The sequence below is a fragment of the Telluria beijingensis genome, from assembly GCF_030770395.1.
In the GTDB taxonomy this organism is placed as follows: Bacteria; Pseudomonadota; Gammaproteobacteria; order Burkholderiales; family Burkholderiaceae_D; genus Telluria; species Telluria beijingensis.
This window is the reverse complement of the sequence record NZ_CP132480.1, coordinates 780,871-805,586: the sequence shown is the minus strand read 5'-3', so window position 1 is coordinate 805,586 and position 24,716 is coordinate 780,871. Positions and strand designations below refer to the sequence as shown.

Annotated in this window: 21 protein-coding genes; 7 read left to right on the top strand and 14 right to left on the bottom strand. The window is 68.6% G+C overall.

Annotation, left to right across the window (positions count from 1 at the left end; genetic code table 11):
- Positions 1–22 precede the first annotated feature (22 nt).
- On the top strand, positions 23–4,375 hold the full coding sequence (locus tag Q9246_RS03595) for a translocation/assembly module TamB domain-containing protein (RefSeq protein ID WP_306395514.1): 4,353 nt from the start codon (positions 23–25) through the stop codon (positions 4,373–4,375).
- Position 4,376: 1 nt separating this feature from the next.
- Positions 4,377–5,402 (top strand): RsiV family protein, encoded by a 1,026-nt coding sequence (locus Q9246_RS03590; RefSeq protein ID WP_306395512.1) that lies wholly within the window; start codon positions 4,377–4,379, stop codon positions 5,400–5,402.
- Here Q9246_RS03590 and Q9246_RS03585 read toward each other — a convergent pair.
- A complete protein-coding gene (locus tag Q9246_RS03585; protein WP_306395510.1) occupies positions 5,338–5,838 on the bottom strand; it encodes a DUF6622 family protein in 501 nt (166 codons plus the stop codon). The genes Q9246_RS03590 and Q9246_RS03585 overlap by 65 nt on opposite strands.
- Before the next feature lie 146 nt (positions 5,839–5,984).
- On the opposite strand from Q9246_RS03585, the gene Q9246_RS03580 reads away from it, so the two are divergent.
- On the top strand, positions 5,985–6,284 hold the full coding sequence (locus Q9246_RS03580) for a hypothetical protein (protein WP_306395508.1): 300 nt from the start codon (positions 5,985–5,987) through the stop codon (positions 6,282–6,284).
- Between the two features lie 50 nt (positions 6,285–6,334).
- The gene (locus tag Q9246_RS03575; protein ID WP_306395507.1) at positions 6,335–7,228 is read left to right on the top strand and encodes a LysR family transcriptional regulator; all 894 of its coding nucleotides are present in this window, start codon (positions 6,335–6,337) and stop codon (positions 7,226–7,228) included.
- A 19-nt stretch (positions 7,229–7,247) separates the two neighbouring features.
- Here Q9246_RS03575 and paoC read toward each other — a convergent pair whose 3' ends face one another.
- The 5 genes from paoC to Q9246_RS03550 all read right to left on the bottom strand — a co-directional run bounded on the left by paoC (position 7,248) and on the right by Q9246_RS03550 (position 13,455).
- Positions 7,248–9,446 carry an aldehyde oxidoreductase molybdenum-binding subunit PaoC gene (gene paoC / locus Q9246_RS03570; RefSeq protein ID WP_306395506.1) on the bottom strand — a complete coding sequence of 733 codons (2,199 nt, stop codon included), beginning with the start codon at positions 9,444–9,446 and terminating at the stop codon, positions 7,248–7,250.
- A 17-nt stretch (positions 9,447–9,463) separates the two neighbouring features.
- Positions 9,464–10,417, bottom strand: coding sequence for an FAD binding domain-containing protein (locus tag Q9246_RS03565; RefSeq protein WP_306395505.1), 954 nt, complete (start codon positions 10,415–10,417; stop codon positions 9,464–9,466).
- The gene (gene paoA, locus Q9246_RS03560; RefSeq protein WP_306395503.1) at positions 10,414–11,064 is read right to left on the bottom strand and encodes an aldehyde dehydrogenase iron-sulfur subunit PaoA; all 651 of its coding nucleotides are present in this window, start codon (positions 11,062–11,064) and stop codon (positions 10,414–10,416) included. Before paoA ends, Q9246_RS03565 begins: the two co-directional genes overlap by 4 nt.
- Before the next feature lie 92 nt (positions 11,065–11,156).
- Positions 11,157–12,356, bottom strand: coding sequence for an MFS transporter (locus Q9246_RS03555; RefSeq protein ID WP_306395502.1), 1,200 nt, complete (start codon positions 12,354–12,356; stop codon positions 11,157–11,159).
- A gap of 49 nt (positions 12,357–12,405) precedes the next feature.
- The gene (locus Q9246_RS03550; RefSeq protein ID WP_306395501.1) at positions 12,406–13,455 is read right to left on the bottom strand and encodes an NAD(P)-dependent alcohol dehydrogenase; all 1,050 of its coding nucleotides are present in this window, start codon (positions 13,453–13,455) and stop codon (positions 12,406–12,408) included.
- Positions 13,456–13,541: 86 nt separating this feature from the next.
- Here Q9246_RS03550 and Q9246_RS03545 point away from each other — a divergent pair, with 86 nt between their 5' ends.
- The gene (locus Q9246_RS03545; protein WP_306395500.1) at positions 13,542–14,510 is read left to right on the top strand and encodes an AraC family transcriptional regulator; all 969 of its coding nucleotides are present in this window, start codon (positions 13,542–13,544) and stop codon (positions 14,508–14,510) included.
- Here Q9246_RS03545 and Q9246_RS03540 read toward each other — a convergent pair.
- The 3 genes from Q9246_RS03540 to Q9246_RS03530 are packed head-to-tail and all read right to left on the bottom strand — an operon-like array spanning position 14,507 to position 18,325.
- Positions 14,507–16,708: a xanthine dehydrogenase family protein molybdopterin-binding subunit gene (locus Q9246_RS03540; protein ID WP_306395499.1), complete on the bottom strand. Its 2,202-nt coding sequence runs from the start codon at positions 16,706–16,708 to the stop codon at positions 14,507–14,509. The genes Q9246_RS03545 and Q9246_RS03540 overlap by 4 nt on opposite strands.
- 1 nt (position 16,709) lies before the next feature.
- Positions 16,710–17,702, bottom strand: coding sequence for an FAD binding domain-containing protein (locus Q9246_RS03535; protein WP_306395498.1), 993 nt, complete (start codon positions 17,700–17,702; stop codon positions 16,710–16,712).
- 2 nt (positions 17,703–17,704) lie between these two features.
- Positions 17,705–18,325, bottom strand: a complete 621-nt coding sequence (locus tag Q9246_RS03530) for a (2Fe-2S)-binding protein (RefSeq protein ID WP_306395497.1) — start codon at positions 18,323–18,325, stop codon at positions 17,705–17,707.
- 198 nt (positions 18,326–18,523) lie between these two features.
- On the opposite strand from Q9246_RS03530, the gene Q9246_RS03525 reads away from it, so the two are divergent.
- Positions 18,524–20,110 (top strand): GGDEF domain-containing protein, encoded by a 1,587-nt coding sequence (locus tag Q9246_RS03525; protein WP_306395496.1) that lies wholly within the window; start codon positions 18,524–18,526, stop codon positions 20,108–20,110.
- On the opposite strand, the gene Q9246_RS03520 is transcribed toward Q9246_RS03525, so the two are convergent.
- Both Q9246_RS03520 and Q9246_RS03515 read right to left on the bottom strand, forming a co-directional pair.
- Positions 20,087–20,785, bottom strand: a complete 699-nt coding sequence (locus tag Q9246_RS03520) for a YjjG family noncanonical pyrimidine nucleotidase (RefSeq protein WP_306395495.1) — start codon at positions 20,783–20,785, stop codon at positions 20,087–20,089. The genes Q9246_RS03525 and Q9246_RS03520 overlap by 24 nt on opposite strands.
- Positions 20,786–20,854: 69 nt before the next feature.
- Entirely contained in the window at positions 20,855–21,034 is a 180-nt protein-coding gene (locus tag Q9246_RS03515) for a hypothetical protein (RefSeq protein ID WP_306395494.1), read from the bottom strand.
- Positions 21,035–21,153: 119 nt separating this feature from the next.
- Between Q9246_RS03515 and Q9246_RS03510 the strand changes: the two genes are divergently transcribed.
- Positions 21,154–21,672: a CcdC protein domain-containing protein gene (locus tag Q9246_RS03510; protein ID WP_306395493.1), complete on the top strand. Its 519-nt coding sequence runs from the start codon at positions 21,154–21,156 to the stop codon at positions 21,670–21,672.
- On the opposite strand, the gene Q9246_RS03505 is transcribed toward Q9246_RS03510, so the two are convergent.
- The 3 genes from Q9246_RS03505 to Q9246_RS03495 all read right to left on the bottom strand — a co-directional run bounded on the left by Q9246_RS03505 (position 21,673) and on the right by Q9246_RS03495 (position 24,676).
- A complete protein-coding gene (locus Q9246_RS03505; RefSeq protein WP_306395491.1) occupies positions 21,673–22,671 on the bottom strand; it encodes a formylglycine-generating enzyme family protein in 999 nt (332 codons plus the stop codon). It lies immediately after the preceding gene.
- A 104-nt stretch (positions 22,672–22,775) separates the two neighbouring features.
- Positions 22,776–23,546, bottom strand: coding sequence for a LytR/AlgR family response regulator transcription factor (locus Q9246_RS03500; protein ID WP_306395490.1), 771 nt, complete (start codon positions 23,544–23,546; stop codon positions 22,776–22,778).
- Complete coding sequence (locus Q9246_RS03495) at positions 23,543–24,676, bottom strand: sensor histidine kinase (RefSeq protein ID WP_306395488.1); 1,134 nt, start codon at positions 24,674–24,676, stop codon at positions 23,543–23,545. Before Q9246_RS03495 ends, Q9246_RS03500 begins: the two co-directional genes overlap by 4 nt.
- Positions 24,677–24,716 lie beyond the last annotated feature (40 nt).

Here is a 24,716-nt window from a genome sequence, read left to right as displayed (position 1 = left end):
AATCGGTGTAGTAGTTACCGGCGTGCTCGTCGGCGGTACCCTGTGGTACCTGGGCCGCGAGACCACCCTGCAAATGATCGTCCAGCGCGTCGCCAACGCCACCGGCGGCAAGCTGACCGTCACCGGCGTCACCGGCTCGATCTACGGCGCCATGCACATCGAGCGCCTGGTGTGGCGCACCGACGAACAGATCATCACGGCGGTCAAGATCGACGTCGACTGGTCGCCGTCGCAGGTCCTGTCGGGCGGCATCCTGGTCGACAAGCTGTGGGCCGCCAGCGTGCGCATGCAGACGCTGAAGGAAACCGACGAACCCTCGGTGCTGCCGGCAAGCCTGGCGCCGCCGTTCCGGGTCGAGGTCGACGACGCCCGCCTGGCGAAAATGACGATGGTGAACATCGGCGGCGCCGAAACGGCGATCGACAATATCCGCGTGCGCGCCAAGGGCGACAAGCGCAGCTGGGTGGTGCAGGATGCCGCGGCCAGCACGCCGTGGGGCCAGGTGGCGGCCAATGCCACGGTCGGCTCGCAGCGCCCGTTCAAGATCGACGCCTCGGGCAGCCTCACGCAGTCGCAGGCCAGCGCAGGCGCGCGCGCCGCCCAGCTGCAATTGAAGGTGAGCGGCGACATCGAGAACGCGACCCAGATCGACGCCACCGGCCAGGCCGGGCGCGCCATCGGCGACGCCCACTTCACGATCTCGCCGTATGCCGAAATTCCGCTGCGCGCGCTGCGCATCAATGGCCGCAACTTCGACCCCGGCTTCTTCAACCCGGCCCTGCCAACCGCCGACCTGACCTTCGCCGTGGCCGGCAAGCTCGACGCCAACCGCAATATCAGCGGCAGCGTCGACATCACCAACACCGGCCCGGAAGGCACGATCGACCAGCAGCGCCTGCCGCTGCGTTCCGCGCGCGGCCAGCTGGGCGGCAACCTCAATGCGCTGCAGGTGTCGGACGTGCTGCTCGATTTCGGCGCCGCCGGCAAGTTCACCGGCACCGGGGGCGTCAGACGCGAACAGGACGAAGAAGGCATCGGCACCGCGCGCTTCGCGCTGCAGACCGAGCGCTTCAACCTGCGCGAAGTCCACTCGGCCATGAAGCCGACTGCCATCAAGGGCAGCATCGCAGTCACCAACGAAGCCACGCGCCAGACCCTGGAGGCGAACCTGGCGGACGCCGGCCTGCGCCTGACGGCCCTGGCGACCCTGGAGAACAACGTCGCCACGCTGAACGAGGCGCGCCTGAACGCAGGCCGCGGCAGCGTCACCGCCAGCGGCAGCATGAATCTCGAGGGCGACAAGGCGTTCAAGGCCACGGCCAATGCAAGCCGGTTCAACCCGGCAGACTTCGGCGACCTGCCGGTGGCCGATATCAACGCCACCGTCAATGCCGCCGGTGCGCTGGCGCCCGAGTGGAAGGTCGACGCCGACTTCGCCGTGCGCCAGAGCCGCCTGATGAACCAGCCGCTCGCCGGCCGCGGCAAGCTGAGCGCCGATGCAAAACGCATCAGCGGCATCGACGCCAACCTGGCGCTGGGCCAGAACAAGGTCGACCTGAAAGGCGCCTTTGGCGGCGCCGGCGACCGCCTCACCTGGCGCCTGGATGGCCGCCAGCTGGCGGCGGTGCGCAGCGACCTGTATGGCGCCGTCACCGCCAACGGCGTCGTCACCGGCACCATGCAGGCGCCGCGCACCACCTTCGACGTCAATGCGCAAGACCTGGGCTGGGTCGCGGCCCAGCGCAAGAACGGCAGTGGCGTGCTGCGCGCCAGCGGCGAGGCCTGGCTCGGCGGGCCCGAAGGCGCGCGCGCGGTCGAGGTCAAGGCCAGTGGCGGCACCCAGCGCTTCAATCCAGCCGCCTTCGGTTCGCCCCTGGCCGGCAATATCAATTCGACCTTCAGCGGCAGCGGCCGCGCGGGCGCCGACTGGCGCGGCGCGCTGGACCTGAAACTGGGCGACGACTCGACCCTGGCCAATTCGCCATTGCGCGGCCACGCGCGCCTGAATGCCGACCGCCGCCATGTATCGAATGCCGACGTCGACCTGCGCATCGGCCCGAACGTGATCGCCGCCACGGGCGCCTTCGGCCTCGCGCGCGACACCTTGAACTGGAAGATCGACGCGCCGCAACTGGCCGCGCTCGGCCCCGAATTCGGCGGCGTGCTGCGCGGCTCGGGCGCGCTGTCCGGCACCATGGACACGCCTTCCTTGACCGCCAACATCGAGGGCCAGAACCTCAAGGCGCTGGGCACCCACAATGTGCGCTCGCTGCGCGCCAGCGCCAACCTGGGCTCCGGCCGTGGCGCGGCCGATCCATTGGTCAGCAATGTCGAGGTGCTCGACTACGTGAGCGGCGAGACCCGCGTGGCCTCGGTGCGCCTGCAGACCGAAGGCACGCGCGGCGCGCATGTCGTCAAGCTCTCGGCGCTCGGCGACAGTTTTGACGCCAATACCGAAATTCGCGGCGGCTTCAACCGCGACACCTGGAGCGGCACCCTGGCCGCGCTGCAGAACCGCGGCCGCTACGCGATGCAGCTGCAAAGCCCGGTGCCGGTCACGATCGCCGGCGCGCCGGGCTCCGGCCTGGGTGGCCTGGCCAGCCCGGAAAAGATCGCCTTCAATGGCGCCGTGATCGCCCTGCCAAACGGCAGCATCACGGTCGACACGCTGACCAAGGACGGCCCGCGCTGGAGCAGCCGCGGCCACGCCGACAAGGTGCCGCTCACCTATCTGGCGCAGTTCTCCCCGGCCCTGGCCGACAATGCGCGCGGCGATTTGACCTTGGGCGCCGCCTGGTCGGTCGACATGCGCGCGCCGGTCGCCAACGGCGCCGCGCCTTCGCTGGCCGGCAACGTCCGCGTGTTCCGGGAAGCCGGCGACGCCATCGTCGGCGGCGACACCCCGGTGCCGCTGGGCCTGCGCAAGCTGGAAGCGTCGGCCGAAGTGGTCGGCAGCAGCCTGCGCGTGAATCTCGATTTCGACGGCGCCCGCACCGGCGTCGCCAAGGTCGAGGCCAATGCCCAGATGCTGAACGGCCGCCTGGAGCGCGACAGCCCGCTGCGCATGACGGCCAATGCCGATATCCCGTCGATCGCCTGGCTGGCCTCGCTGGCCGGCCAGCCGGGACTGGAACTCGACGGCGCGCTGCGCCTGGCCATGACGGGTAGCGGCACCATCGGCACGCCGAGCCTGAACGGCAACCTCGATGGCGACAGGCTGGCGGTGCGCTGGGCCGAACAGGGCGTGCGCCTGCAGAACGGCGAATTGCGTGCCCAGCTCGGCGGCGACCAGTTGCGGGTCGAGCGCCTGACCTTCCAGGGCCGCCAGGGCAGCGCCGCCGCCAGCGGCTTCGTGCGCTTCGCCGACGGCGCGCCGACCATGGACCTGCGCCTCAATATGCAGAAGCTCGAAGCGCTGTCGCGTCCGGACCGCACCCTGATCATGAGCGGCCAGGCCTCGCTGGTACGCGACGCCAGCCGCTTCGCGCTGGAAGGAAAATTCAGCGCCGACCGCGCGCTGATCGAATTCGCGCCACAGGGCAGGCCGACCATCTCGGACGACGTGATCGTGCTGGGCCGCGGCGCCGAGAAAAAGACGCCGGTAGCGAAGGAGAAGGAAGTGCCTCTGACGGTCGACCTCACGGCCGACATGGGCGACGACTTCCACATCCGCGCCATGGGCATCGACGCCTACCTGGTCGGCAGCGCCCGGGTGCGCATGACGGGCGCCGGCCAGCCGCGTATCAACGGCACCATCCGCGCCATCAACGGCACCTACGCCGCCTATGGCCAGAACCTGTCGATCGAGCGCGCGGCGCTGACCTTCAGCGGCCCTTACGACAACCCGTCGCTCGACATCCTGGCGGTGCGCAAGCGCCCCGAGGGCGAGCAGCTGTCCGAGACCAATGTCGAAGCCGGCGTGCAGGTGCGCGGCACCGCGCAGTCGCCGACGGCGCGCCTGGTGTCGACGCCGAACGTGTCCGACAGCGACAAGCTGTCCTGGCTGGTGCTGGGCCACAGCATGGAAACCGCCAGCGGCGACCAGAAAGGCGTGCTGACCGCGGCCGCGGGCGCCCTGCTGGGCGGCGCCGGCGGCACCGGCGGCATCCAGTCCAAGCTCGCCAACTCACTCGGCGTCGACGACCTGGGCCTGAAGCAGAACAATAACGGCGGCGATTCGTCGGGCCTGGAAAGCACCGTGGTCACGGTCGGCAAGCGCATCTCGTCGCGCGCCTACCTGAGCTTCGAGCAGGGCACCAGCACCGCCTCGAGCCTGGTGCGCCTGCGCTACAAGCTCACGCCGCGCATCGCGCTGCAGTTCCAGACCGGCACCAATAGCGCGCTGGACGTGCTGTATTCCTGGGCCTTCGACTAGGATGAAGCCGGCCGCCTGCCTCGTCGTCGCCCTGCTGGCCCTGGCCGCCGGCGCGGCCGCGGCGCAGGAGCACGGCGACCTGCTGCAGGCGCCCGAACGCGTCGAATGGGATGCCGGCGGCCTGTACGAAGGCCGCCTGCCGGACGGCACGCCATTCCAGGTCGCGCTGGCCTACCCGGCGCCCGGCGGCCTGCCGGGCGACGCCGCCAGGATCATGGCCAACAGCGTCTGGTTCCTGCGCGACTACACCGGCAAGGCGCGCACGCTGGCCGCCCTGGAGTCGGCGCCAGGCGCGCTGCAGCTGGCCCCGCTGCTCGACTCCGGCGCGCAGGGGCCGCAGCGGCTCTCCATCGTGCTCGATGCCGATGGGCGTGGCGGCAAGGGCAGCTGGACGGAAGGAGACAAGAACTCGCCATTCTCCCTCAAGCGCCTGGTGCGTTACCGGGCCGTGGCGCTCACCCGCCCTTCGCCCGAAGCCCAGGCGGAAGGCTCGGACCTGCCTTTCGTATTTGCCGCCCTGTTCCCGGTGTTCAGGGACCCCGCACTGGACGCATGGGTGCGTGACATGGCCGGACGCTGCGACGCCGACCTCGAATGCACCAACAGGGTTATCGTGCGCTGGCGTTCAAGCGAGCTGCTGTCGCTCGACGCCAGCGCCTGGACCTACAGCTACGGCGCCGCCCACCACCAGTACCGCTCCGAGATGCGCCACTACGCCATGCACGATGGCGTGGCGATCCACTCGCGCTTCACTGCCTTCGTCGCGCCGTCCACCGAGTGCCGCCAGCAAGTCTCCGCCGCCCTGGTGGCCAAACTTGGGGCGCAAGGCTTGTCGTGGGCCGAGCAAGGCGCGCTGGACGTGTTCAAGGAACCGAAGTTCATCCCTACCCCGGCCGGCATCGAATTCCACTGGGATCCGTATGAGGTCGGCAGCTTCGCCCAGGGCATTCCCAGCGTCTTCCTCACGCGGGACGAACTGGGGAGCTGCGCGAGCAATCTACCGCAACGCGCAGCAGGCGGCCGATGAACCAGCCGCTGAACACGCCATAAAGTCCACAGATTGCCAACTTCACCTGCTGCACCGCGGCCGGCTGCAGCGCCAGCATGACCGAGGTCGCGTACTTGGTCCCGAAAATTGCCATCATCACGAGCAAGGGCAGTACGCTGCCGCGCACCAGTACATGGCCGGGCGCCGTGACGGCGGCGATGCGGGTGCTGCCCAGTTTCCAGGCCGGCGCCACCATGATCAGGCAGCCCGCGAACCAGGCGCCCAGGCTGGCCGGGCCAAGGCCGAGCTTGAGCGCGATATCGTGCAGCGACAGCACCAGCATCACCAGCGGCAACACCGCCATCCGGGATAGTGCGATCTCGCGCTCGCGCATTTCCACGACGCCGCGCCAGACCAGGAAGGCAAGGATGGCCCACACGTAAAGGGGCGTGTGGCTCAGGATCTGGATCGGCATGTCAGTGCTCCGGCAAGGGGTTAGTAGTGCAGCCAGTATGTGGTTCCCTCGCCTGGCTTGCGCGGCTCTCCGACGAAGCGTCATCCCGGCGGCGCGAAATGCGCGTGTGCGGCGCGAAATTCGACGTAGCCCGGTAGAATCCGTCCATGCCGCGCAAAACACCCATCTTCCCCGGCCCGCGCACCGCGCGCGGGGCCGTGCTCGCCGTCCTGCTGTCCAACGCCGACCAGGCCGGATCCGAACCGCTGCGCGGTCGCGTGACGCTGGCCGCCATCGTGCGCGCGCTCAAGCGCAAATACCACTGGCCGATCGAGACCACCAGCTTCCCGTCGAACGATATCGACGGCCGCGCCACCTGGGCCACGGTCTACAGCCTGCCGCAGGACGTCATCGACGCCGCACTCGATGCCAAGGGCCGCGACTGGCTCAGAAGTACGCATCCATAAAAATTCTTCATCGATACACGGCCTGATTGATGTTCCTGTATCATCAATTAATGGCCCGTGACAACATCAACGATATCCTCGTCTTCCTCGCCGTCGCCCGCGAGCGCAGCTTCACGCGCGCCGCGGCGAAACTCGGCATGACCCAGTCGGCGCTCAGCCACATCGTGCGTTCGCTGGAGGCGCGGCTGGGCGTGCGCCTCCTGACGCGTACCACGCGCAGCGTGTCACCGACCGAGGCCGGCGAGCGCCTGCTGCAGAACGTGGGCCCGCGGCTGGACGAAATCGAGGCCGAGATCACGGCCGTCAGCGACCTGGGCGACAAGCCGGCCGGCACCATCCGCATCACCGCGATCGACCACGTGATCGACACCGTGCTGTGGCCGCGCATCGCACCGCTGCTGCCGCTGTATCCCGACCTGCACGTCGAGATCAGCTCGGACTACCGCCTGATCGACATCGCCGCCGAACGCTACGACATAGGCGTGCGCCATGGCGACCAGCTGGAGAAGGACATGATCGGCGTGCGCCTGACGGACGAGGTGCCGATGCGGATCGTCGGCGCCCCCGCCTATTTCGCGAGGCATGCGGCGCCGACATCGCTGCAGGAACTCATGAAGCACAACTGCATCACCCTGCGCCTGCCCAGCAGCGGCGGCCTGTATGCGTGGGAACTGGCGCACGAAGGCCAGGCACTGGAAGCGCGCGTGCGCGGCCAGTCGGTATTCACCAACGTCTACCACATGCTCGACGCCGCGTTGCACGGCGTCGGCCTGGCCTTCCTGCCCGAGAGCATGGTTGGCCCGCATGTGGCGGAGGGACGGCTGGCCAGCGTGATGGAGGACTGGTGCGTCCCCTTCGAACCCCTGCACGCCTTCTACCCCAGCCGCCGCCACTCCTCGCGCGCGCTGATGCTGGTGATCGACGCCATCCGCGTCAAGGGCTGACAGCGGATGGCGCCGCGGTTTACGCCAGTGCCGGCATCTTCGCCAGCATCTTGTCGAGCGTGACCGGATAATCGCGGATGCGCACGCCGGTGGCGTTGTAGATCGCATTCGCCACCGCCGCGCCGACGCCGCACAGGCCCAGCTCTCCGACGCCCTTGGCCTTCATCGGCGAGGTGGTCGGATCGTTCTCGTCGATGAAGATCACGTCCTGGTGCGGGATGTCGGCGTGCACCGGCACCTCGTAGCTGGCCAGGTCGTGGTTGACGAAGAAGCCCAGGCGCTTGTCGACCGCGAGATGTTCCATCAGCGCCCCGCCGACACCCATCGTCATCGCACCGATCACCTGGCTGCGCGCCGACTTCGGGTTCAGGATGCGGCCCGCCGCGCACACCGACAGCATGCGCCGCATGCGCACCTCGGCGGTGGCGACGTCCACCGCGACTTCGACGAAGTGGGCGCCGAAGGTCGATTGCTGGACCTTCTTTTCCAGGTCGCCGTATTCCATCGTGTCTTCGGCCACGATGGCGCCGCCCTTGGCCACTTCAAGCAGCGGCACCGAGCGGCCGCCGGCACGCACCGCGCCATCGACGAATTCGGCGCTTGCCGCATCCAGCCCGGCCCTCTGCGCGATCTGCTCGCGCAGCTTGACGCATGCCGCGTACACGCCGGCGGTGGAACTGTTGGCGCCCCACTGGCCACCCGAGCCGGCCGATACCGGATAGTCCGAGTCGCCCAGGCGCACATCGATGCGGTCGACGCCCAGGCCGAGCATCTCGGCCGCGGTCTGGGCGATGATGGTATAGCTGCCGGTGCCGATATCGGTCATGTCGGTTTCGACCGTCACCTTGCCATCGGCCTCGAGGCGCACGCGCGCGGCCGACTTCATGTTCATATTGTTGCGGAAGGCCGAAGCCACGCCCATGCCGACCAGCCACTGGCCGTCGCGCACCTGGCCCGGGTTGGGATTCCTCTTGTCCCAGCCGAAGCGTTCGGCGCCCTGGCGCAGGCACTGCACGTAGCGCCGCTGCGAGAACTTGCGGCCCGCCTTTTCCGGGTCGACCGTGGTGTCGTTGACGATGCGGAAGGTGACCGGGTCCATCCTGAGCTTCTCGGCCATCTCGTCCATCGCCACCTCGAGTGCCATCATGCCCGGCGCCTCGCCCGGCGCGCGCATCGCATTCCCCTCGGGCAGGTCGAGCGTCGCCAGTTGCAGGCGCGTCAGGCGGTTGCCGCCGGCGTACAGCAGGCGGGTCTGCTGGACCGCAGTCTCCGGACCGCCGCCCGGCAGGTCGCCCGACCAGCTTTCGTGGGCGATGGCACTGATGCGGCCTTCACGCGTGGCGCCGATGCGGATGCGCTGGATCGTGGCCGGCCGGTGGGTGGTGTTATTGATCATCAGCGCGCGCTGCAGCGCGACCTTGACCGGACGTTTCGCCGCGCGCGCCCCGAGCGCCGCCAGCACCGCCTCGGCGCGCAGGAACAGCTTGCCGCCGAAGCCGCCGCCGATATACGGCGAGACCAGGCGCACATTCTTCGGCGCGATGCCAAGGGTCTTGGCCAGGTCTTGCTTGCCCCAGTCGATCATCTGGTTCGAGGTCCAGACGGTGACCCGGTCGCCATCCCAGGAGGCGATCGAGGCATGCGGTTCCATCATCGCGTGCGACTGGTCGGGCGTGGTGTAGGTGGCGTCCAGCTTGACCGGCGCACTGGCGAAGGCGCCGTCGAAATCGCCGACCTTCGATTCGGCGTCGCCGGTCTTGGGCGTCACCGCCGCATTCATGGCCGCTGCCAGGTCGTAGACACCGTGGGTTTTCGCATACTCGACCTTGACCAGCGACGCGGCCGCGCGCGCCTGCTCGAAGGTCTCGGCCACGACCACGCCGACCGCTTGGTGATAGTGCTGCACCTCGGGGCCGGCCAGCAGGTGGGCGGTATTGAAGTTGCCTTTGCCCAGCTTGCCGGCGTTTTCATGGGTGACGACGGCGAGCACGCCCGGCGCACGGCGTGCTGCTGCGGTATCGATCGACACGATGCGGCCCTTGGCGACGGCGGCGCCAATCACATAGCCGTAGGCGGCGTTCGGCGCGGCGGCATGCTGTTCATAAGCGTAAGGCGCCAGTCCGGTGGTCTTGAGCGGGCCGTCGACGCGGTCGAGCGGCTTGCCGACGACCTTCATCTGGTCGATCGGGTTGGTGGTTTCGGGTTTGGTGAATTTCATGGTTTCGAGCCTTTCTGTCAGCGCGCACGGGCTTGCGCCAGGATGGAATCGAGCGTGCGTTCGACCAGCAAGACCTTGAACACATTTTCCTCGGTCGTGCGGGCGCCGGCCAGCAGCTGGGCGGTCGTGGCCTTGCCGCCGCGCGGCATCTGGCTCTCGGCCGCCGGCACGCGCCACGGCTTGTGCGCCACGCCGCCCACGGCCACGCGGCCGCTGCCGTCCGGCTGCACCACGGCGGCCACCGAGATCAAGGCAAACGCATACGAGGCGCGGTCGCGCACCTTGCGGTAGTAGTGCTTGCCGCCCAGCGGCTTCGGCAGGGTCACCGCCGTGATCAGCTCACCCGGCATCAAGCTGTGCTCGATATGCGGCGTGGCGCCCGGCAGGCGATAGAAGTCCGCGATCGGGATCGTGCGCGTGCTGCCGTCGGGCTGCACGGTCTCCACGCCAGCGTCGAGCAACTGCATCGCTACCGCCATATCGCTCGGATGGGTCGCGATGCAGGCGTCGCTGGCGCCGACGATCGCGTGGCCGCGCGTATGGCCGCCGATGGCCGAGCAACCGCTGCCGGGCGCGCGCTTGTTGCACGCCATATTGGTGTCGTAGAAATAGGGGCAGCGGGTGCGCTGCAGCAGGTTGCCGGCGGTAGTCGCCTTGTTGCGCAGTTGGGTCGAGGCGCCGGCCAGCAGCGCGCGCGACAGCACGGCGTAATCCTTGCGCACGCGCGCATCGGCCGCCAGGTCGGTATTGCGCACCAGCGCGCCGATGCGCAGGCCGCCCTCCGGCGTCGCTTCGATCCTGTCGAGCGCCAGGCCGTTGACGTCGATCAGGTGGCTTGGGGTCTCGATCTCGAGCTTCATCAGGTCGAGCAGGTTGGTGCCACCGGCGATGAAGCGCGCGTTCGGGGTCTTGCTTGCTGCGGCTGCCGCTTCGGCCGGGGTGGTGGCCTTTTGATAGGTAAATGCCTTCATGCCTTGACTCCTCCGACCTCGGCGATCGCGTCGACGATGTTCGAATAGGCGCCGCAGCGGCAGATATTGCCGCTCATGCGCTCGCGGATCTCGTCGACGGACAGCAGCGGTTTCACATTGAGGTCGCCGGTCACATGGCTCGGGATGCCCTGGCGGATCTCGTCGAGCACCGCCACGGCCGAACAGATCTGCCCCGGGGTACAGTAGCCGCATTGATAGCCGTCGTGCTTCACGAACGCCGCCTGCATCGGATGCAGTTTATCGGGCGTACCCATGCCTTCGATGGTGGTGATCTCGGCGCCGTCGTGCATGATCGCCAGCGACAGGCAGGAATTGATGCGGCGGCCGTCTACCAGCACCGTACAGGCGCCGCACTGGCCCTGGTCGCAACCCTTCTTGGTGCCGGTCAGGTGCAGGTGTTCGCGCAGCGCGTCGAGCAGGGTGGTGCGGGTGTCGAGTGCGAGTTCGCGCAGCTGGCCATTCACGCGCAAGGTCACCTTGCTGGTCACGGGCGCCGGCGTCTGCGCCGGCGCGCCCTGCACGGCCGCCTGGGCGCCGGCCAGCGGCAATGCCGCTGCGGTTGCGCCGAGCGCGCCGCCGATCAGGACACCGCGCCGGGCCTGGTTGATATTCGTGGAGTCATCCATGGGGCTTGCTTCCTTCTGAAAAAAACGGTTGATAGTACGGCAAGCCCTCGCCTGCATTCATGAAGGACGCAGCATGGGCTTATGTCCCTGGCTCATGAATCCGCGCGGCGGGCCGAACGCCCTGCCACCAGTGCCAGCACGGCGGCCGCGACCAGCAGACCGGCGCTGAGCTGGAAGGTGGCGCGGTAGCCGCTGGCGTCGAACAACAGGCCGCCCACGGTCGCGCCCAGCATGATCGCGAGCTGGATCACGGCCACCATCAGCCCGCCGCCGGCTTCTGCGTCCTGCGGCAGGGTCTGGGCCAGCCAGGTCCACCAGCCGACCGGCGCCGACGTGCCAACCAGCCCCCACACTGCGAGCAGCAGCGTGACCGCGGCAGCCGAGTGACCGAAGACCACCAATGTAACGGCGACCACCGCCATCACCAGCGGCATCGCGATCAGCACCGGGTAGAGGCGGTCCTTGAGCACGGCGCCGATCAGGGTGGTGCCGACGAAGCCGGCCACGCCCAGCACCAGCAGCATCAGCGACAGGGTTGTGGCATCGACGCCGGTGACGCCTTCCAGGAACGGGCGCAGGTAAGTAAACAGCGCGAACTGCCCCATGAACAGCAGGCTGACCGCCGTCATGCCAAGGACCACCGCCGGCCGCTTGAGCAGGCGCAGGATGCCGCCGGAAGCCGCGCCCTCCCTGGCACGCAGTGCGGGAAGGCTGAACATCAGCCAGGCGAGCGCGATTGCCGCCACCGGCACCAGGCAGAAGAAGGCGCCGCGCCAGCCGATGATCGCGCCGAGGTAGCTGCCGGCGGGCGCCGCGATGACGGTCGCCAGCGCATTGCCGCCGTTGAGGATGGCCAGCGCGCGCGGTACGTCGCGCGCCGGCACCAGGCGCATCACGGTGGCCGCCGACAGCGACCAGAAGCCGCCGATGGCGACGCCGATCAGCGCGCGGCCGACCATGAACAGGAAGTAGTTTGGTGCGAACGCGGCCACCGTGCCGGAGACGATCATCAGGAAGGTCAGCCCAAGCAGCAAGACCTTGCGGTCGAGCCGGCCGACGACGGCGCCGAGCAGCAGGCTGGTGACCAGGGCGAAGGCGCCCGAGATCGCGATCGACTGGCCGGCCTGTCCTTCGCTGATGCGCAGCTCGGCGGCGAGCGGCGTGAGCAGGCTGACCGGCATGAATTCGGAGGCGACCAGGGCGAAGGCGGCGAGCGACATCGCCATCACGGCGCCCCATGCCGCGGGCTGCGCCGGCTTGCTGTCGCAAGCGGCGGAAATTGCTGGATTCATTGATTAGTAAAGAAAGACGGCGGCGCCAGGGCCGCCGGAGGGACAGGAATCAGGCGGCCAGGGTGGCGTTGTCGATCACGAAGCGGTACTTGACGTCGCCCTTGAGCATGCGCTCGTAGGCGTCGTTGATGTCGGCGGCGCGGATCGTCTCGATGTCGGCCACGATGCCGTGCTCGGCGCAGAAGTCGAGCATTTCCTGGGTTTCCGGGATGCCGCCGATCATCGAGCCGGCGATCGCGCGCCGCTTCATGATCAGGTTGAACACCTGCGGCGACGGATGCGGCGACTCGGGCGCGCCGACCAGCACCATGGTGCCGTCGCGCTTGAGCAGCGTGAGGAAGGCGTCCAGGTCGTGCGGCGCGGCGACGGTATTGATGATCAGGTCGAGGCTTTGGGCCTGGGCCGCCATCGCATCGGGATCCCTCGAGACCACGACGTCGTCGGCGCCCAGCGCCAGCGCGTCCTGGCGCTTCGATTCCGAGGTCGTGAACGCCACCACATGGGCGCCCATGGCATGGGCCAGCTTGATGCCCATGTGGCCCAGGCCGCCGATGCCGACGATGCCCACGCGCTTGCCGGGACCGGCATTCCAGTGGCGCAGCGGCGACCAGGTGGTGATGCCGGCGCACAGCAGCGGCGCCACGGCGGCCAGTTGTTCTTGCGGGTGGCTGACGCGCAGCACGAAGCGCTCGTTGACCACGATCTGCTGCGAGTAGCCGCCCAGCGTGTGGCCGGGGGCGTCAGCGGTCGGGCCATTGTAGGTGCCGACCATATTGTCGCAATAGTTCTCTAGGCCTTCGCCGCAATCCGGACATGCCTTGCAGCTGTCGACCATGCAGCCGACGCCGACCAGGTCGCCGACCTTGTGGCCGCTCACGTGGGCGCCGACCGCCGACACCCGGCCGACGATTTCATGGCCAGGGACGCAGGGGTACAGGGTGCCGGCCCATTCGGCGCGCACCGTGTGCAGGTCGGAGTGGCAGACGCCGCAGAAATCGATGTCGATCCGGACGTCGTGGGGGCCGGGATCGCGGCGGACGATGTCGAGCGATTCGAGGGGTTTGTCGGCGGCGTGCGCGCCATAGGCCTTGACTGTCATGCTATTCCTTTCGAAAGGGTTGAATATATCCTTTGTCAACACGCGCAGTAAGACCGATTCCTTCATCAGGCTTATGACGCGTCCGCATGAATGCCGCCACGCACTGCTGGACAGCGGCGCATACCGGCGGCACACTGGGCGCCATGAACCAGGAATTACTCGACGCCGTCGCCACCTATGCCCGGGCCCACGCCAACCGTGACGGCCTGGCGCTCACGCCCGTACCCGGCCTGCGCATGATGTGCCTCGACCAGCCGGGCGACAAGCTCGAATCCACCTACCGGCCGCTGGTCTGCCTGGTGCTGCAGGGCGAAAAACACCTGCTGGCCGGGCGCCAGGAAAAGCTGTGCGCCGAAGGCCAGGCCGTCATCGTCAGCGCCGATCTGCCCGTCACCGGCCAGGTAGTCACCGCATCCGGCGAACGGCCGTATATCGCGCTGGCGATCGAACTCGACATGGCCCTGCTGTCCGAGCTGGCAGACCAGTTGCGCGAAGCGGCGCCAGCGCCGCCCGACCCGGCAGCGACGATGCTGGTGCAGGACGTCGACGCGGCGATCCTCGATTGCGCCGGCCGCCTGATGCGCCTGGTGGCGCACCCCGAGGCGATCCCGATCCTGCACCCGGGGCTGATGCGCGAGCTGCATTTCTGGCTCCTGAACGGCGCGCATGGCCGGCAGCTGCGGGCGACGATGGCGCCCGAGGCGCACCCGGTGCGCCTGAACCGCGCGGTGGCGATGCTGCGCCTGTCCTACCGCCAGAAGCTGCGGGTCGAAGAGCTGGCCCAGGCCGCGTCGATGAGCCTGTCGGCTTTCCACAAGCACTTCAAGGACTACACCTCGCTCACGCCGGTGCAGTACCAGAAACGCCTGCGCCTGATCGAGGCGCGGCGCCTGATGCTGTATGAAGGCGTGACTGCCTACAAGGCGGCGTTCGAGGTCGGCTATGAAAGCACCTCGCAGTTCACGCGCGAGTATGCGCGCCTGTTCGGCGCGCCGCCGCGGCGCGATGCGCGGCGGCCGGCCACCGCCGCCGCGCCCGAGTTGGCCGAGATCTAAAGCACGTCCTCGATCCGGATCGGTAGCTTGCGTATGCGTTTGCCGGTTGCATGGTGAACGGCATTGGCGATCGCCGCCGCCACGCCCACCATCGCCACTTCGCCCAGGCCCTTCACGCCGGCCGCATTGAGCAGCGGGTCGGGCCGGTCGATGAAGCCGACGTCGATCTGCTGGATGTCGGCATGCACCGGCAGCACGTATTCGGCCAGGTCGGCGTTCAGGAAGCCGCCGTAGCGCGGATCGACTTCGCTGATCTCGCGCAGGGCGGCGCCGATGCCCCACACCACGCCGCCGCGCACCTGGCTGTCGGCCGTCACCGGGCTGACCACGCGCCCGCAATCGATCATGCTGACCACGCGCGCCACGCGGATGCGGCGCGTCACCGGCTCGATATTCACTTCGACGAAATGGGCCGCATAGCTCATCGATACGAACTCCGGATACACCGGCCCCGCGGGCGCCGGCATGCCGCCCTGCAGGCGGCCGTAGACGGCATCCGGCTGGCCCGGCGCCTTGCGCCGCACCTCGGCCTCGATGCGCTCGCGCTGCGCCAGCGCCAGCACCTCGGCCGGTGTCAAGCGGGCGTCATGACCGGGCGCCAGCTGCGCCAGCGCGTCCTTCAGCGCCTGCGCCGCCTCCTCGGCCGCCGGCACCACGCTGGCCGTGCCCCAGGAGCCCGCGGTCAGGTGCTGCGGCGCGCCGCGCGTGTCGCCGATCTGGATCGCGAGCGCCTGCGGCTCGACGCCCAGTTGCCGCACAAGGACATTGGCGATCGCGGTGCGCATCCCCTGCCCCATCTCGTGCCCGGCCACCGTGAACAGGATGCGGCCGTCGCGCGTGGCCGCGATGCGCGCGATGGCGGGGCTGGTCGCGGCCTTGTAGGCGCCGCAGGCCACGCCCCAGCCGATGGCGCCGCCGTCCGCAGCCTTCATCGATGCCGGCCGCGCGTCGCGCCGGCTCCAGCCGAAGCGGCGTGCGCCTTCGCGCAGGCATTCGGCCAGGAAGCGCGACGACAGCGGCTTGCCCGACAACGCATCGATCTGCGTATCGTTGCGCAGCCTGAGTTCCACCGGATCGATGTCCAGTTGCCGGGCCAGTTCATCCACTGCCGACTCGAAGGCGAAGGACGCCGGCTGCTCGAACGGCGCCCGCATATAACCCGGCGTCTGCACGTCGGTGCGCACCAGCCGCTCGCGGCCGCGGAAGTTCGGGATGCCGTACAGGCGCGCCGTCATCTCGGCATACGAGGCCGGGAACAGGTCGTGGCGCGAGGTCTGCTGGTCGGCCTCGTGCACCGCGGCCACGATCTTGCCGGCGGCGTCGGCGCCGAGCCGGATGCGGTGGCGGCTGGCCGGGCGGAAGCTGGCGTCGTGGAACAGCTGGCCGCGCGGCACCACCAGCTTGACCGGCTGGCCCAGCTTGCGCGCCGCGACCGCCGCCAGCAGGGTCTGCATCTGCAGCGAATTCTTGAGGCCGAAGCCGCCGCCGCACTGCGGCGAGATCACCTCGATGCGCGCCGGGTCGAGGCCCAGCTGGCGCGCCAGGCCATGGCGGATCGCCCCGCTGTTCTGCGTGCCCTCGTGGATCACGAGCGTCCCCTTGCGCCATTCGGCGACCGTCGAGATCAACTCGATCGGGTTCTGGTGCTGGGGCGGATGCAGGTATTCGGCGTCGATCCGATGAACCGCGCCGGCCAGGGCGGCATCGGCATCGCCCGCCACCTTGTCGGCGAACATCTGCTGCGGTAGCGGCGAACCTTGCTGCGGCACGATGTCCTTGTCCGGCGCGTCGAGCGTGAGCTGGGACGGCTGCTCCTCGTACTTCGCCTTGACCGATGCAGCCGCTTCGATCGCCGCCTCCAGCGTCTCGGCCACCACCAGCGCGATCGGCTGGCCGCGGTAGGCGATCTTCGACGACAGCATCGGCTGCGTACTCTGGAAGGCAAAGCCGCCGGCCAGCACGTGGCCAGCCGGCTTGTACTCGGCCATGTCGGCATGGGTCAGCACCAGCCGCACGCCGGCAGTTGCCCGCGCGGCCCTGGTATCGATGGACAGCACTTCGCCACGGTTGATGGTGGACACGGCCAGCATCGCATGCAGCATGCCGGGCCGCACCTGGTCGGCCGCGTACAGCGCGGCGCCGCGGACTTTATCGCGCGCGTCGACGCGCGGCTGTTTGGGGAAAGCCGAATCGTTCATATCACATCCTTTTTGCGGCGATCATCAGCGCATCGGCCACCGTGCGGGCGCCGAGTTCGATGCGGAAGGCGTTGTGGTGGCCGGTCCTGGCGTCCATGAAAGCGGCGAAGCCGGCCGCCAGCGCGGTGTCGATGGTAAGTTCGCGGCCGACCAGGCCCTGCTCGGCCACGCGTGCCCGCCACGGTTTCGTGGCGACGCCGCCCAGCGCGATGCGGGCCTGTTCCACTTTGCCACCCTTCATGGTCAATGCCACGGCGGCCGAGCTCAGGGCGAAGGCATACGATTCGCGGTCGCGGATCTTGTGATAGGTCGAGGCGCGCCCGAGCTTTGTGGCCGGCACCCGGATGCGCGTAATGATCTCGCCCGGCGCCAGGGTCGTCTCGAGATCGGGCCGGTCTCCCGGCAGCCGGTGCAGCGCCTCGACCGGGATGCTGCGCATGCCGCTTGGCCCCAGCACGTCGAGCATGGCGTCGAAGGCGACCAGCGCCACCGCGAAGTCGCCCGGATAGGTGGCGATGCAGTGCGGGCTGGCGCCCAGCAGGGCATGGCCGCGGTCGATGCCCTCCAGCGCCGCGCAGCCGCTGCCCGGCGCCCGCTTGTTGCAGGCGAACGGCTCGCCGCCGCGGAAATAGGCGCAGCGCGTGCGCTGCAGCACGTTGCCGCCCAGGCTGGCCATATTGCGCAGCTGCTGAGAGGCGGCGCGCCACAGCGATTCCGACAGCGCCGGATAGTCCGCGACCAGGCGCGGGTCGGCCGCCACGTCGCTCATGCGCGCCAGGCTGCCGAACACCAGTTCGCGCGCGCCGGACGTGTCGAAGGAAGACAGCTCGTCGACGCCGTTGATGTCGACGATGGCGGGCGGACGTTCGACGCCCAGTTTCATCAGGTCGTACAGCGTGGTGCCGCCGGCCATCAGGCGCGCTTCGGGGTGGCGCGCCATGGCCTGCACGGCGTCTTGCGCCGAGCGCGCGCGGATCAGGGTGAATTCACGCATGGTCAGGCCTTTTCCATCTGGCCGGCGGCCTGCTTGACGGCGGCCACGATGCCGTTGTAGGCGCCGCAGCGGCACAGGTTGCCGCTCATGTATTCCTTGATGCGTTCCGGGGAACTGGCATTGCCTTCGCGCACGCAGGCGATCGCCGCCATGATCTGGCCCGGCGTGCAGTAGCCGCACTGCAGGGCGTCGTGGTCGATGAAGGCCTGCTGCATCGGGTGCAGGCTGCCGCCTGGTCCTTGCAGGCCCTCGATGGTGTCGACCCGGCGGCCGTCGAGCTGCAGCGCCGGCGTCAGGCAAGAGACCACGCGGCGGCCATCGACGTGGACAGTGCAGGCGCCGCACTGGCCATGGTCGCAGCCCTTCTTGGCGCCGGTGAGCGCCAGGTGTTCGCGCAACAGGTCGAGCGTGGAGGTGCGCGGATCGACCGTGACGCTGTGCTGCCGGCCGTTGACGACGAAGGTGAGCGGCACGCCGCCGCCGTGCGTCTCGGGCGCGGCGCCCGCGGACTGGGCCTGCGCGGGCGCGACGCCGCCCGCGGCGGCGACCGACAGCACCGACAGCACGAATTCGCGGCGGTCGACCTGGGCAGGCTGATGGGATGGATCGGGGCCGATCGGCATGGCGAACTCCTTGTCTCGAATGGGATTGCCGAGAATGTAGACCAGGTTCCCCCCGCGCACGAGACACGCAAAAAGAAAAGGCAACAACTGTGCAGGATCAGGCAAGCAGGCGCGCGGCGGCGCACTCCGGCGACACGATTTTCTTTCTAATGGCACAATTTTTGGACAGTGATTGCAAGCACCCGAAGGTGAGGCGCATTGAATTCATCCACCGACAGCCTGGACAGCCACGTCGACCGCCTGAGCGGCAAGCGGCGCCCGGTCGTGCGCCTCGTGGTGCTGGCCACCACGCTGGGCTGCCTGCTGCTGGTCGCCTTTGCCGCCTGGCTGGTATGGTCGTCGCGGCAAACGCAGATCGAGCAGACCGAGGTGGCGACCACGAACGTGGCGCGCATGGTGGGGGTCCAGGTCGAGACGGCGATGAAGGCGACCACGATGGCGCTGGCCAACGTGGTCGAGCGGGTGGAGCACGACGGCATCGGCGACGAGGCCCTCGAGCGGCTGCGGGCGCACCTGGTGGTGCTGACCGAAACGACGCCCGAGCTGCACGGCATCTTCGTGTATGCGGCCGACGGCCGCTGGCTGGCGACCTCGCTCATCGGCACCCCGCAAGGCAATAACTCGGACCGCGCCTACTTCCAGTACCACCGCAACCATCCCGGCCGCGGCATCTACGTCGGCCACCCGGTCCGCAGCCGCTCGACCGGCGTCTGGATCCTGCCGATCTCGCGCCGCCTCGACCATCCCGACGGCAGCTTCGCCGGCGTGGCGCTGGTGACGTTGAAGGTGAATTTTTTCGAACGCATCTACGAGGAGCTCGATGTCGGCCGGACCGGCACGGTCCTGCTGGCCCTGGACGACGGCACCGTGGTCTACCGCCGCCCTTTCGATGACAAGCTGATCGGCACCAACCTGTCGAGCGGTTCCGTGTTCCAGGCGATCCGCAAGCACCCTTCCGGGTCGGAATTCATGGTCGGCAAGATCGACAATATCGAACGCCTGTACAGTTACCGGCGCATCGACGACTTCGCCTTCGTGATCGCCGTGGGCCAGACCAAGGACGAGCTGCTCGCTCCCTGGAAGCGCTTCAGCCTGCTGATCGGAGGGGCGGTCGTGGCCATCAGCGCCCTGTTCGCCTTCTTCGCCCGCAAGCTGATCCGGCAATTCATCATCCGCGACCGGCTCGACCAGAAGCTGCGCGCCTATTCGCACGACCTGCGGCGCGACAATCTCGGCCTGCAGGAGCTGGCCCATTCCGACACCCTGACCGGGCTGGCCAACCGGCGCCGCTTCGACGACGTGCTGGCGCACGAACTGGCGCGCGCCCTGCGCGGCAACACCCCGCTGGCCTTGATCCTGCTGGACGTCGACCACTTCAAGAAGTTCAACGACCGCTACGGCCATCCGGCCGGAGACGCCTGCCTGCAGCAGGTGGGCAGCCTGCTGGCGCGGCAGGTCAACCGCAACGGCGACCTGGCGGCGCGCTATGGCGGAGAAGAATTCGCGATCGTCCTGCCGCACACCGACCTGGCCGGCGCGACGGCGGTCGCGGAGCGCATCCGCGGCGAGATCCTGGCGCTGTGCATGCCGCACCAGGACACCTCAACCGGCATCGTCAGCGCCAGCCTCGGCGTGGCCGCCCTCGTTCCTCCGATGGACGCCGGCGAGCTGGTCGCCCGCGCCGACCGCCAGCTGTACCTGGCCAAGCACCTCGGCCGCAACCGCGTCTGCGGCGACGGCTGCGCGCCGGAGAAGGTGGCGTCAGGCGGCCAGGCCGCGCAGTGAGGCGACGATATCGTGCAGGCTGGCGACCTCGCAGCTGGGGATCGCCTGCGAGTCGTTGGCCAGGCGGCCGGGATTGAACCAGCAGCTCTCGATGCCGAAGCGGTTGGCGCCGAGGATGTCGGCGTCCAGGCGGTCGCCGACGATCACGGTCTCGTGCTTCGCGAAGCTGCGCGCCATCTTGCTGGTGAAGTCGAAGAAGCGGCTGTCAGGCTTGGCGAAGCCGCAGGCTTCCGAGGTGGCGACGAAGGACAGGTGCCCGGCCAGTCCCGAACTGGCGATGCGCCGGTGCTGGATCTGGTGGGCGCCGTTGGTGATGATGCCCACTTCGCCGATGCCGGCCAGGGTTTCGCACAGCTGGGCGGCGCCGTCGACCAGCACCACGGTATCGGCCAGCGATTCGAGATACAGCTCGCTGGCGCGGTGCGGATCGATCTCGATGCCGTTATCCGCGAAGGTCTTGCGGAAGCGCTCGACCTTGAGGAAGTCCTTGGTGACGGCGCCCTGCTCGAAGCGGCGCCACAGGGCGAGATTGGTCAGCTGGTACTGGTTGAACAGGTCGGCGACGTTCTCGCGCACATCGAGTTGATCCATGGTGCGCATGAAGGAGCGCTGTTCGGAAGCGCGGAAATCGAGCAGGGTGTCGTCGAGGTCGAACAGGAAGAGTCGGTGTTTCATGTACGTCGGGATGAGAGTGCAACTGAGTTTCATGGTAGCACGCTCATCCCGGACGTGCCGGGAGCCCTCTCAGCTCGGCTTGGGATCGGGCACCGGTTCCTCGTCGTGCGGCAGGTGCACCGGCTGGTGGTGCGGATGTGGCGTGTCGAACGGCTCCGGGGCCGGTTCTTCGATCGGCGCCGGATCGGGGGCGCGGTGGGCGTGAACGGACGCGCGCGGCGGCGCCGGGTGCGCTGGATGAGCGTACATGATGCGGTCTCCTTGCAGGAATGCGATTCGAGCTACCTTAGCATGCAGCCCGGCGGCGCGGCGCGCGGCGGCGGTGGGCTACAATGCGGTTTTTCCTGAACACAGCCTTCTTGCCGCATATGGAATTGTCGATCACCACCCTGGCCCTGCTCGTCCTGACCCCGCTGCTGGTGTGGCGCATCTACAGCCGCATCAAGAAGCAGATGCAGCGCCAGCGCTCGATCGTGTCGCGCCACTATACCGGCGTGCTGGTCTTCGGCGCCATGATCCTGGTGCCGCTGGCGCAGCTGTTCGACACGCCCTACAACCTGGCGGCGCTGCTGGTCGGCGCCGGCGGCGGCATCGGCTATGCCGTCTGGGGCCTGAAACTGACCCGCTTCGAGGAAACGCCGCAGGGCTACTTCTTCACGCCGAACATGCGCCTGGGCCTGGTGATGGCCATGATCCTGGTGGCGCGCCTGCTGTACATCGGCATCGAGGTGTATGCCAACCAGGGCAAGGGCATCGTCACGCCGCGGCTGACCGACAGCCCGCTGACCATGCTGTGCGTGGGGCTCACGGCCGGCTACTTCGGCTGGTATTCGGCGAACCTGCTGCGCTGGCGGCGCCGGGTGCGCAAGGCGATCGACCAGGCCTGATCAGGGAGCCCGGGCGCGGCGCTCACGCTCGGCCTGCTGCGCCGCGATCAACCCCGCGCTGAAACCCGCGTCGCCCGCCGCGCACTGCCCCTCGCAGGCGCCGATGTCCTCGGCGATGCGGAATCCTTCGCCAAGGCTGCTGGCATTGGTCCGCCCGCCATGCCCACGGGCGGCGCTGCGCAACACCGATCGGGGCGCCGAGTAGCTGCCGCCGCGGGTGATGAAGAAATCGCCTTCCTGGTCACAGGCGTCGCGCCATGCGGCGCCATCGGCCGGCGCGCCGCGGTAATCGGGATGCTGGCAATCGGCCACCCATTCCGCCACGTTGCCGATCATGTCGTACAACCCGAAGCCATTGGCCGGATACATGCCCACCACGGTGGTGTACCCGGCGCCATCGTCGCAATCGGTGGCCAGCATGTCGAGGCCGTGGTCGCGCTTGAGCGCGGCCTTGAAGCGGCGGTCCTTCATATTGGCATATCTGCACAGCCCATCGGCGTCGTCGCCCGACGGATAACTGGTGGTAGTGCCGGCGCGCGCCGCATATTCCCATTCCGCCTCGCTCGGCAACCTGAAGCGCCTGCCGGTTTGCGCCGACAGCCACGCCGTGTAGGCGTTCGCGTCTTCCCAGGTAACGCACATGACCGGGTGGAACTCGCTCGGGGCGTGGGCCGGGGTGTTCCATTTGACGTCCTTCAGGGCCGCCATGTCGGCGCGGTCGAACTGCCAGCACTGGTCCTGGGTCTTGTGCCCCGTCGCGTCGACGAACGCACGGAACTGGCCGACCGTCGTTTCGTACTGGGCCATGCGAAAGGATGCGATGCGTACCGGATGCGGCGGCTGTTCGGAAGGATTGCTGCTGCCATCGCCGATCATGGGCGCCATGCTGCCCATGGTGAACTGGCCGGCCGGGATGGTGGCCATCGGCGGCACATGGGGTGCGTCGGCGGCGTGGGCCAGGGCCGACATCAGGGACAGCGAAACGAACAGGGTCTTCATGGGGGGCTCCTCGGTTGTCAATGAGGCCAGCTTGACAGTGCGAGGGGCGGGTCGCAGCGCCGCTGCGACGAATCGACAATGGCGCCGACGAATGGCGAGCGGGCCTACATCGCCTGGAACAGGGACACGTAGGCGCGGCTCACCGGCAGCTCGACCGGATAGCCGCGCAGGCGCAGGAACAGGCGGCTCGCCTCATCGCGCCGGGTACTGGCAAGATGGGCCAGGTTGACGATCGTCGCGCGGTGCACCTGCCAGAAATGGTCCGGGTCGAGTTGCGCCGCCAGGTCGGCGATCGGGAGGCGGATCAGGTATTCGGCGGTGGCCGTGCGCACCACCGTGTACTTGTCGTCGGCCTGGAAGAACAGCACCTCCTCCACCGCCACGTGATGGACCGCCCCGCCCCCGGCGGCGCGCACATAGCGCAGTGGCCTGGCGCCGGGCGTCGACTGGCGCATCAACTGCCGTAGCGCCTGGGTCAGGCCGGCATTGATCGCGGCGCCATCCACGGCCGGCGGCGCGGCCAGGGCCTGCCGTATCCGTTCGATGGTACGCTGCAAGCGCTCGGTACGCAGTGGCTTGAGCAGGTAGTCGAGCGCCGCATGCTCGAACGCCTGCAGGGCGAATTCGTCGTGGGCGGTCACGAAGATCACCCGGGTATTCCCCTCGATTCCCTGCGCCACCTCGAGCCCGCTCAGGCCGGGCATCTGGATGTCAAGGAAAGCCAGGTCCGGCTCCAGCCGGGCGATGGCACTGGCGGCGTCGACGCCGTTGTCCGCGACGTGGACGATGTCGAGCTCCGGCCACGATTGCCGCAGCCGTCCCTCGAGGTGGCGTGCGAGATGCGGTTCGTCGTCGGCGATGATGGCGCTGGTCATGGGGTGCAATGATACGGCAGGTCGAGCGTCGCGCTGGCGCCCTCGGCGCCAGCGGCAAGCACCAGGCTCGCCTGCGGCCCATAGCGGTGGCGCAGGCGCGCACGAATGTTCTCCAGCGCCATGCCGGCGCCCGGCTGCGGCGCGCGCCGCGGCGCCTGCAGGCCCAGGCCATCGTCATCGACCCGGATCGCCAGCCTGCCCTGCCCCACGCAGGCATGAATGCGCACGGCGCCGCCGTCGATGTTCGGTTCCAGCCCATGCCGGATCGCGTTCTCGACCAGGGGCTGCAGCAGTAGTGGCGGCAACAGCGCAGCGCGCGCTTCAGGGCTGGCGTCGATCGAGAATACGAGCCGCCTGCCCATCCGGATCTGCAACAGGCGCAGGTAGTTGCCAACCATCTCGAGTTCGGCGCCCAGCGTCGTCTCAGGCCCGCGCAGCTGGGCCAGGCTCGAACGCAGGTGGTCGGAGAATGCTTCGAGCATCATGCGTCCGCGGGCTGGTTCCGCGTCGAGCAGCGTCTCGATGGTCGCCAGGGTGTTGAACAGGAAGTGCGGCTCGATCTGCGCATGCAACAGCCGCAATTGTGCCTCGGCCGCCTGTGCCTGAAGAGCGTAGCGTTGCAGCCGCAGGCGCCAGAAGATGCCGTGCGCCAGCGCCAGGAAGGGCAGGAACTGCAGGAAGCGGATCTGGCGCCGCAGCGCCGACGACGCGAACAGTTCGCTGTCCGGATAGAGCAGCGCCAGCAAGCCGCTGCCCACCACGTTGCCGGCCATGATGCCGATCACCAGCAGGCCGCTCACCCAGAGCGCCGAGCGCCAGTTGCGCACCGGCGACAGTGCCGCCAGCCGCCCGGCGGGCAGCAGCCATTCGGCCGCGCGCACCAGCGCCAGCATGGTCAGGGCGATGGCCTGGAACAGCAGGAACACGCCGGCCAGCAGGCGCTGCACGAAGGCGGGGTCGCTGGTGTCGACCGACAGCAGGCCGGCCAGTCCGAGCAGGCACAGGCCAGCCCATGCCAGCATGGCCAGGCCGCTCGCGATCAGCAGGCGCGCCCAGCCCGGACCGTCATGGCGCTTGCGCAGGGTCCAGAACGTGCGCCAGGAAAGCGCGATCGGAGCGGGCAACCTCATGCCGAATGGGTAAAAAAAAGGGACCCGCACGCTGCCGGAT